At 39.9% G+C, this 7,886-nt stretch carries 9 protein-coding genes; all 9 read left to right on the forward strand.

Annotated features, from left to right (window positions below):
* The first annotated feature begins 22 nt into the window (after positions 1-22).
* A complete protein-coding gene (locus tag HMPREF0014_RS16485) occupies positions 23-1,363 on the forward strand; it encodes a deoxyguanosinetriphosphate triphosphohydrolase (protein WP_004885767.1) in 1,341 nt (446 codons plus the stop codon).
* Positions 1,363-2,031 (forward strand): hypothetical protein, encoded by a 669-nt coding sequence (locus HMPREF0014_RS16490; protein ID WP_004885766.1) that lies wholly within the window; start codon positions 1,363-1,365, stop codon positions 2,029-2,031. Before HMPREF0014_RS16485 ends, HMPREF0014_RS16490 begins: the two co-directional genes overlap by 1 nt.
* Positions 2,032-2,039: 8 nt before the next feature.
* Positions 2,040-2,639 carry a Holliday junction branch migration protein RuvA gene (ruvA, locus tag HMPREF0014_RS16495; RefSeq protein WP_004707498.1) on the forward strand — a complete coding sequence of 200 codons (600 nt, stop codon included), beginning with the start codon at positions 2,040-2,042 and terminating at the stop codon, positions 2,637-2,639.
* Between the two features lie 8 nt (positions 2,640-2,647).
* The gene (ruvB, locus tag HMPREF0014_RS16500) at positions 2,648-3,652 is read left to right on the forward strand and encodes a Holliday junction branch migration DNA helicase RuvB (protein ID WP_002052424.1); all 1,005 of its coding nucleotides are present in this window, start codon (positions 2,648-2,650) and stop codon (positions 3,650-3,652) included.
* Between the two features lie 204 nt (positions 3,653-3,856).
* Positions 3,857-5,191: a M20 family metallopeptidase gene (locus HMPREF0014_RS16505; RefSeq protein ID WP_004885765.1), complete on the forward strand. Its 1,335-nt coding sequence runs from the start codon at positions 3,857-3,859 to the stop codon at positions 5,189-5,191.
* A 210-nt stretch (positions 5,192-5,401) separates the two neighbouring features.
* Positions 5,402-5,809, forward strand: coding sequence for a tol-pal system-associated acyl-CoA thioesterase (ybgC, locus tag HMPREF0014_RS16510; protein WP_002052673.1), 408 nt, complete (start codon positions 5,402-5,404; stop codon positions 5,807-5,809).
* Between the two features lie 24 nt (positions 5,810-5,833).
* Entirely contained in the window at positions 5,834-6,532 is a 699-nt protein-coding gene (gene tolQ, locus HMPREF0014_RS16515; protein ID WP_002052880.1) for a protein TolQ, read from the forward strand.
* Complete coding sequence (tolR, locus tag HMPREF0014_RS16520) at positions 6,532-6,984, forward strand: protein TolR (protein ID WP_002052868.1); 453 nt, start codon at positions 6,532-6,534, stop codon at positions 6,982-6,984. The genes tolQ and tolR overlap by 1 nt, the downstream gene beginning before the upstream one ends.
* A gap of 3 nt (positions 6,985-6,987) precedes the next feature.
* The coding region (tolA, locus tag HMPREF0014_RS26305) for a cell envelope integrity protein TolA (protein ID WP_020992257.1) at positions 6,988-7,886 on the forward strand (899 nt) is incomplete at its 3' end.

Genomic DNA, 7,886 nt, shown 5'->3' on the forward strand with positions numbered 1-7,886 from the left:
TTATAGTTTTGAATAATGATAAATGGAACAAATGCGTTGGTTAGAACTGCTTTCTGCAGTTCGTTTAGGCAGTAAAAAAAGCAGTACAGAGTTGGCTCGTAGCCCATTTCATAAAGATTATGACCGCATTATATTCTCGCAAAGTTTTCGTCAGTTAAACCGTAAAACTCAAGTTCACCCTCTAGCACAGCATGACGGTATCCATACCCGTTTAACTCACTCCCTTGAGGTTTCCTGTATTGGCCGTTCCATGGGCATGCTGGCAGCCGAAAAAATAAAAGATGAATTGCCCGTTTGGATTTCTCCTGCCGATGTCGGTGCAATCATTCAAGCAGCCTGCCTTGCTCATGATATTGGCAACCCACCCTTCGGTCATGCCGGCGAGTATGCGATTCGTGAATGGTTTGACGATGCCTCACATAATGATTTTCTAAAAAAATTGACGCCCGAAGAAGAAGCCGATGTTCGTCAGTTTGAAGGCAATGCTCAAGGTTTACGTTTATTAACCCGTATTGACTACCACCCAGATGATGGAGGTATGCGTTTAACTTACGCGACCTTAGGCGCTTATTTAAAATATCCTTGGCTTTCAAAAACAATTGCTTCCCAAGGCGATCGTCCCTCTCACCAACGGGCGAAGTTTGGTTGTTATCAATCTGAAAAAGAAATTTTAAAGCAAATTGCTGAACAGCTTGGTCTCATTCAATTAGGTGAATATCACTACTGCCGCCATCCACTTACCTATTTGTTAGAAGCTGCTGATGATATTTGCTATGCCCTCATCGACTTAGAAGATGGCATTATTCTAAATATGCTGAGTTACCAAGAGGTTGAGCCGATTTTTCTCAACTTAATTGCAGATTATGGTCAACCTGAAGAGCTATCACTTCCAAGCAGCACATGGCAACAAAAAATCTCGGCATTACGTGGCCGTGTTATGAAACGTTTGGTTGATGAAGTCACAACAGCTTTTGCCAAGCATCAGTATGAAATTATTACGGGTCAGCTTCAAGGTAGCCTTTTACAATACTGCTCACCTGATATTGCTAAAGGAATTGAAACAGCCAAAAATCTGGCACGTGAAAAAATATTTGAACATCCACAAAAGTCTGGTTTAGAAATTATTGCTCACCAAAGTTTGCAAACTATTCTTGATGCATTTGTACCATTAACCATGCCGCATAAATCTTTAAGCTTTAAAGAGCAACGTTTAATGTCTATTCTCCATTTATACGGTGCTCGCTTTAGCAACAACCACTATAACAATATCATGCAGGTACTCGATATTATTAGTAAGTTTTCAGATCATCAGGCTTATAGCTTGGCGCAAGAGCTACAAGGTAATAAAATAGGTCTGTTTTAATGATAAGTCGACATGTTGATAGAGGGCTTTATCCATCATCTTTTATGTATTCAGATCAGTGGGTCAAATGTCCTAAATGTTCTTATCTGAGTATCTTGAAATATGACAGTCCTTTGTCACTAGTAAATGCGCCTTATCACGGAACTTTTTCTTTTAGTTGTTTAAATTGTTGTTATCAAATTAAAGCTGAAGATAGTTCAATATCGAGTCGTCACAATGGCCATTTTTACGCCACAACTTATCAGCGTTGTCACAGTTGTGGGGGGTCATGGCTCAAAGCAAATCAAAAGCTGAATAATTCCGGAGCATATCCTCCGTATATTCAAGCTAAATGTCATTTATGCCAAAATTTTTCAAAATTTGAAAAATATAATGTAGATTTTGTTTTAGACCAAAAATTTGGTTATACAAATTATGGACTTGAACTTTATTTGAAAACTTCAAGTAGGCATGGAGATATATACGTTTATAACCCTACACATTTAAAAGAATTAAAAATGTTTGTTGAAGCTAATCTAAGAGAACGAACGAAACAGACTGGTAATAGCAGTTACTTTTCGCGTCTACCTGCATGGATAAAATCCACACGAAATCGAAAGGAAATTTTAAAAGCCATTTTGCGTTTAGAACAAATGGCATCTACTATTCAACCATTAACAAATAAGTGAAAGATTCAATGATCGGATGTTTAATTGGCGAAGTGTTTGCCTTAGAAGCCCCAACTGTCTTACTGAATGTAAATGGTGTGGGCTATGAAATTGATACGCCACTTTCAACATTTTGCCAATTACAAAAAGGCCAGAAAGTTACGCTATGGACACATTTGGTCGTCCGTGAAGATGCTCAGCAGCTTTATGGTTTTAGTGATGCTCAAGAGAAAACAATTTTCCGCACCTTATTAAAAGTAAATGGTGTTGGCCCGAAAATGGCATTAGGTATTCTCTCTACTTTAAGTGTTGAATTGCTAGTACACACAATTGAACATGACGATGTAAACACTTTGGTTAAAGTTCCGGGCGTAGGTAAAAAAACGGCTGAACGTTTAATGATTGAACTACGTGACCGTTTCAAAACCTTGGCTCAAGGCACTTCAACTGTGGCTACCATGCCTCAAATTCAATTTGCTGCGAACTCTCCAGTTGCTGAAGCAGAAGCTGCGCTGCAATCTTTAGGTTATAAACCACTTGAAGCACAAAAAGCTGTAGCTGCGGTTAAAGCCGATTACACTGAATCAGCCGATATTATTCGTGCTGCTCTTAAATCAATGATGAAGTAAATACACTTATGCAAGACCGTCTAATCAGTGGAACAGAAAAACCTGAAGATCATTTTGATCGGGCTATTCGACCGACTTCACTTGCCGATTATATTGGACAGCCAGTTGTACGCGAGCAAATGGAAATTTTCATCGGTGCGGCTCGTGGTCGTGGTGAAGCACTCGATCACACACTGATTTTCGGTCCACCGGGCTTAGGAAAAACCACGCTTGCCAATATTATTGCGCGTGAAATGGGTGGCAATCTCAAATCCACTTCAGGACCTGTTTTAGAGCGTGCGGGTGATTTGGCTGCAATGCTCACCAACCTTGAAGAAGGCGATGTTCTATTTATTGATGAAATTCACCGTCTTTCTCCAGTGATTGAAGAAATTCTGTATCCGGCAATGGAAGATTACCAACTCGATATCATGATTGGTGAAGGCCCTGCTGCTCGTTCAATTAAACTAGATTTACCACCTTTTACGCTCGTTGCTGCCACCACACGTGCCGGCTTACTCACCTCACCTCTACGCGACCGTTTTGGTATTGTGCAGCGTCTTGAGTTTTACTCTGTAGAAGACCTAACTCATATCGTGTCACGTTCTGCAAACCTCATGGATGTACCAATTACAGTTGAAGGTGCAGAAGAAGTAGCTCGTCGCTCACGCGGTACTCCGCGTATTGCCAACCGTTTATTACGACGTGTTCGAGACTATGCACAAGTAAAAGGTACGGGTGAAGTGACTCATGAAATGGCACAACGTGCGCTTGATATGCTCAATGTTGATAAAGCTGGTCTAGATACCCTAGACCGTCGTTATTTGAGCATGTTACTCGAGCGTTTTGATGGCGGTCCTGCTGGAGTTGAAGCGCTTGCAGCTGCCATGGCTGAAGACAGCGGCACACTTGAAGACGTGATTGAACCTTATTTAATTCAACAAGGTTATGTCATGCGTACCGCACGAGGTCGTATAGCAACCAACCAATCTTATTTACAGTTTGGAATGACGCCCCCTGAGCCTAAAAACTAATCAAAGGAAGAGAATTTTCTCTTCCTTTTTTAATTTAACTATTCTTTTTAACTCAAATAATAACTGTCTTATCAATAAGTTAATTACTCTATACCTTTTAAGTCTTTATTTATACCTTATTGATTTTTTAATATTTTTAAAAACTGAATTATAAGAAATCTAGATATTAAATCTTATGAACAATAATATTTTTAGGATAAGGACATGTACAAAAAAGCCGCTTTACTTCTGCCATTCGCCTTAATGAGTCAACTGAGCCTAGCAGATTGGATCAAAGATGCTGCACAACAAAATGAAAATCAGGTCATTCAGTTAAGACAACATATTCATCAAAATCCTGAACTTGGCAATATGGAATTTAAAACATCTGCACTTGTTCAAAAAGAATTAAAGTCTTATGGCATTCAAGTCAAAACGGGTTATGCCAAAACAGGGGTTGTAGGTATTTTAAAAGGAAATAAACCCGGCCCTATTATTGCGCTTAGAGCCGATATGGATGCACTACCTATGGAAGAAAAAAGTGGTGTGCCATTTGCAAGTAAACAAAAAGCAATTTACCAAGGTAAAGAAACCTATGTAATGCATGCTTGTGGACATGATGCGCACACTGCAATGTTATTAGGGGCTGCAAAAATTCTGGCTGCCAATAAAGATAAAATATCAGGTACCGTTGTCTTTGTTTTTCAACCCGCTGAAGAAGGTGGAGCAGATATAGACAATTTCACGCAAGGTGATCAAATCGGATCAAGAAAAATGATCGCAGATGGAGCATTTAGAGACTATAAACCTGAAGCCATTTTTGGCATACATGTCATATCTGGTATGCAAAGTGGACATCTTTATTATAAAGACGGTGCAATTTTAAATAGTGCAGATCATTTACGTATCCAAGTCAACGGCAAGCAAGTACATGGCTCTACCCCTTGGTTAGGTAGAGATCCAATTTATGCATCGGCACAAATGATTAATAATTTACAAAGCCTTATTAGCCGAAGGACTGATCTCACCAAAGGTATGGGTGTAGTGAGCATTGGTAATATTCAGGGTGGCACAGCAGGAAATATAATTCCTGAACAAGTTAATATGGTGGGGACTATTCGTTCTAATAACGAACAGATACGGGCGAATATCTTAAAAAGTTTACCAGCCATGATAGAGCATAATGCTCAAGCTAATGATGTGACTGCCAAAGTTGAAATTGCGCCCTATGCTCCCGTAACAATGAATGACAAAGCACTGACTCAACTTATTCAACCCACATTACTCAAGGTTGTTGGAGACTCAAAACTTCATGTTTTGGATCATAATGCAAGCGCAAGTGAAGATTTTGCCTATTATGGTAAATTAATGCCCTCATTTTTTATTTTCTTGGGTGCAACACCAGAAAATCATGATTTAACTCAAGCTGCACCAAATCATAGCCCCTATTTTATTGTAGATAATAAGGCCTTAAAAACAGGAACTGAGCTGCATATAAGATTTGTATTAGATTATCCCAATATAGCTAAACAAGTTCAGGCTGCTTGGAAACAGTCTTAACTTAACAATATGCTCGTCATAGAGGGTACGGTTTTAGACAACAAAGACAGCCATCGCAATTGAAAGGTTGTGCCATAGGACTTAGTATGCAATCTGCTAAACTGCCCCGTATTTAAAAGCAGATGTATGACTTGAGATAGAACTGATGTTTTATTCAGCAGTCATATTTTAAATATAAAGCTCTATAGTGAACTAAAACGGAATACTCTCATGGCGAATCATTTTGAATTCAACATTCGTGTTTATATCGAAGATACGGACGCAGGTGGTATTGTTTACCATGCCAACCACATTCGCTATATGGAACGTACCCGTACAGAATGGCTCCGCGCTGCTGGTGTTGACCATTACTGGCGTCAAAAAGATTACAACTTTGTTGTTCATAAAATTGATGTGAAATACATGCGTCCTATTTTAATGGATGACTTAATTACTGTTACAGCACGTGTAGTTTCATGTAAAGCTGCGTCATTTGTGTTGCAACAAAATATTTATCGTGGTGAAATCTTGCTTGCTTCTGGCGAGGTTGAATTGGCATGTTTAAGTAAAGAAATGATGCCACGTCGCCTTCCTGAAGAAATACGTGATCTTATTCGTAAAGAATTGGAACAAGACTAAAAAAAGCAACCGGCATATGTAACTATGGCAACAAACATTGAATCAACCCTGCATATTTCTGACCTTATCTTACAAGCAAGTCCAGTCGTCCAATTGGTCATGCTAATTTTATTGTTAGCATCAATCTTTAGTTGGTACTTAATTGCCAAGTTACATATGGGTTATAAAAAAGCACGTCAAGGTGATGAACATTTCCAAAAAATGTTCTGGTCTGGTGCTGAACTTAATACGCTCTATAACAACGCACAACTCAATTCAAAACGCTCAGGCCTTGAGGATATCTTTTATCAAGGACTGAGTGAGTTTTTCAAACTTAAAAAGCGTAACGCGTCTACCTCTCAAACGATCGAAGGCACCGAGCGTATTTTACGTGTAGGTTTAAGTCGTGATCAGGGTACTCTTGAATATGGCCTAGGTACTCTAGCAAGTATCGGTTCTGTTGCTCCATATATCGGTTTATTCGGTACAGTTTGGGGAATCATGAATGCCTTTATCGGTTTGGCTGCCGTTGATCAAGTGACTTTAGCAACAGTTGCGCCGGGTATTGCTGAAGCGCTTATTGCAACTGCTATTGGTTTATTTGCTGCAATTCCTGCGGTATTAGCTTTTAACCACTTTACGGCTAAAGGTGAAAGCGTCTACTCTGACCGTGCACTATTTGCCGAAGAAATGATTGCTTTATTGCAACGTCAATCTGTGGGTTCATCACAGGAAGATGCATAATGGCTATTCAACGTTCAGGGCGCTTTGAGCGCATAAAAAAACCATTAAAAAGTGACATGAACGTCGTCCCTTATATCGATGTAATGCTTGTGCTTTTAGTCATTTTCATGGTGACTGCTCCCATGATTACTAGCGGTATTAAAGTTGATTTACCGCAGGCAAATAATCGTCCAATTGAATCCAAAGATATGCCAGCCATGGTAACCATTGGTAAAGACGGCAATATTTATCTTCAATATCAAGACTACAAAGATAACGAACCACTTTCTCGTGAAAAACTTGAATCTGTTTTAAGTGAAGCACAAAAGCAAGCTGAACAAGAAAACAAACAGCTTACGGTTTTAGTGAATGGTGATAAATCTCGTCCTTATGGCGAAGTCGTATCATTGATGGCAAGTTTACAAGAAGCAGGTTTAACGCAAGTTGGCCTTCTGACAGAGCCTTTAAAATAAGCTATGAACAAAAATCAAAAGCCTCCTTTTAAACAAAATGCAATTGCATTGGGCTTCACACTTGGAGTTCATGCAATTGCTATTGTCGGCTTGCTTTTTTTAGGCTTGAGTAAACCACCTGAACAGCCAAAAAAGCTGACGACTATTTTAGTTAAGCCAGAAGATTTACCACCGCCTTTAGCAAAAGAAGTTGAGCAACAAACCACAGCAGAAAATCAGGCTGAAGAAGTTTTAAGTCCGATTGTGGATGAAAATGTTCCTCAAAATATTCCAGCAGTACCAGTGCCACCTCCTCCACCAACAGCACAACATCTGGTTGCCCAAAAGCAAAAAGCTGAGCAAGCAAAATTAGCTGAGGAAAAACGTAAAGCTGAAGAAGCTGCTAAAGCGAAGCAAGCTGCGGAACAACAACGTTTAGAGGAAGCTCAAAAACAGCAGGCTGAAGCTAAGCGTCAAGCTGAAGCGAAAGCTGCAAAAGTTGAGGCTGAACAAAAGCGTAAAGCTGAAGCAAAAACTAAACATGAACAAAGTGAAGTTCGCAAAGCTGCTGAGGAAGCCAAACGTAAAGCTGAGGCTGACGCAAAACTAAAACGTGAAGCAGAAAATGCAAAACTTCAGGCACAACAAGAAGCAAAACGTAAAGCTGAAGCTGAGGCAAAAGCTAAACATGAGGCCCGCAAAGCTGCGGAAGATGCTAAACGTAAAGCAGCTGAAGATGCGAAAGTTAAACAGCAGAAAGTAGCTGAGGAAGCCAAGCGTAAAGCTGAAGCTGATGCGAAAGCCCAAAAGCAGAAAGCGGCTGAAGAGGCTAAGCATAAAGCTGAAGCTGATGCGAAGGCCCAAAAGCAGAAAGCGGCTGAAGATGCTAAGCGCAAAGCTGAGGCTGATGCAAAAGCCAAACA

Origin of the sequence: Acinetobacter sp. RUH 2624, assembly GCF_000162375.2 — a bacterium.
In the GTDB taxonomy this organism is placed as follows: Bacteria; Pseudomonadota; Gammaproteobacteria; order Pseudomonadales; family Moraxellaceae; genus Acinetobacter; species Acinetobacter nosocomialis.

Bases quoted from the DNA above. Each gene is read 5' to 3' on its own strand.
- HMPREF0014_RS16485 (WP_004885767.1), top strand. From the start codon at position 23: ATGGAACAAATGCGTTGGTTAGAACTGCTTTCTGCAGTTCGTTTAGGC.
- HMPREF0014_RS16490 (WP_004885766.1), top strand. From the start codon at position 1,363: ATGATAAGTCGACATGTTGATAGAGGGCTTTATCCATCATCTTTTATG.
- ruvA (WP_004707498.1), top strand. From the start codon at position 2,040: ATGATCGGATGTTTAATTGGCGAAGTGTTTGCCTTAGAAGCCCCAACT.
- ruvB (WP_002052424.1), top strand. From the start codon at position 2,648: ATGCAAGACCGTCTAATCAGTGGAACAGAAAAACCTGAAGATCATTTT.
- HMPREF0014_RS16505 (WP_004885765.1), top strand. From the start codon at position 3,857: ATGTACAAAAAAGCCGCTTTACTTCTGCCATTCGCCTTAATGAGTCAA.
- ybgC (WP_002052673.1), top strand. From the start codon at position 5,402: ATGGCGAATCATTTTGAATTCAACATTCGTGTTTATATCGAAGATACG.
- tolQ (WP_002052880.1), top strand. From the start codon at position 5,834: ATGGCAACAAACATTGAATCAACCCTGCATATTTCTGACCTTATCTTA.
- tolR (WP_002052868.1), top strand. From the start codon at position 6,532: ATGGCTATTCAACGTTCAGGGCGCTTTGAGCGCATAAAAAAACCATTA.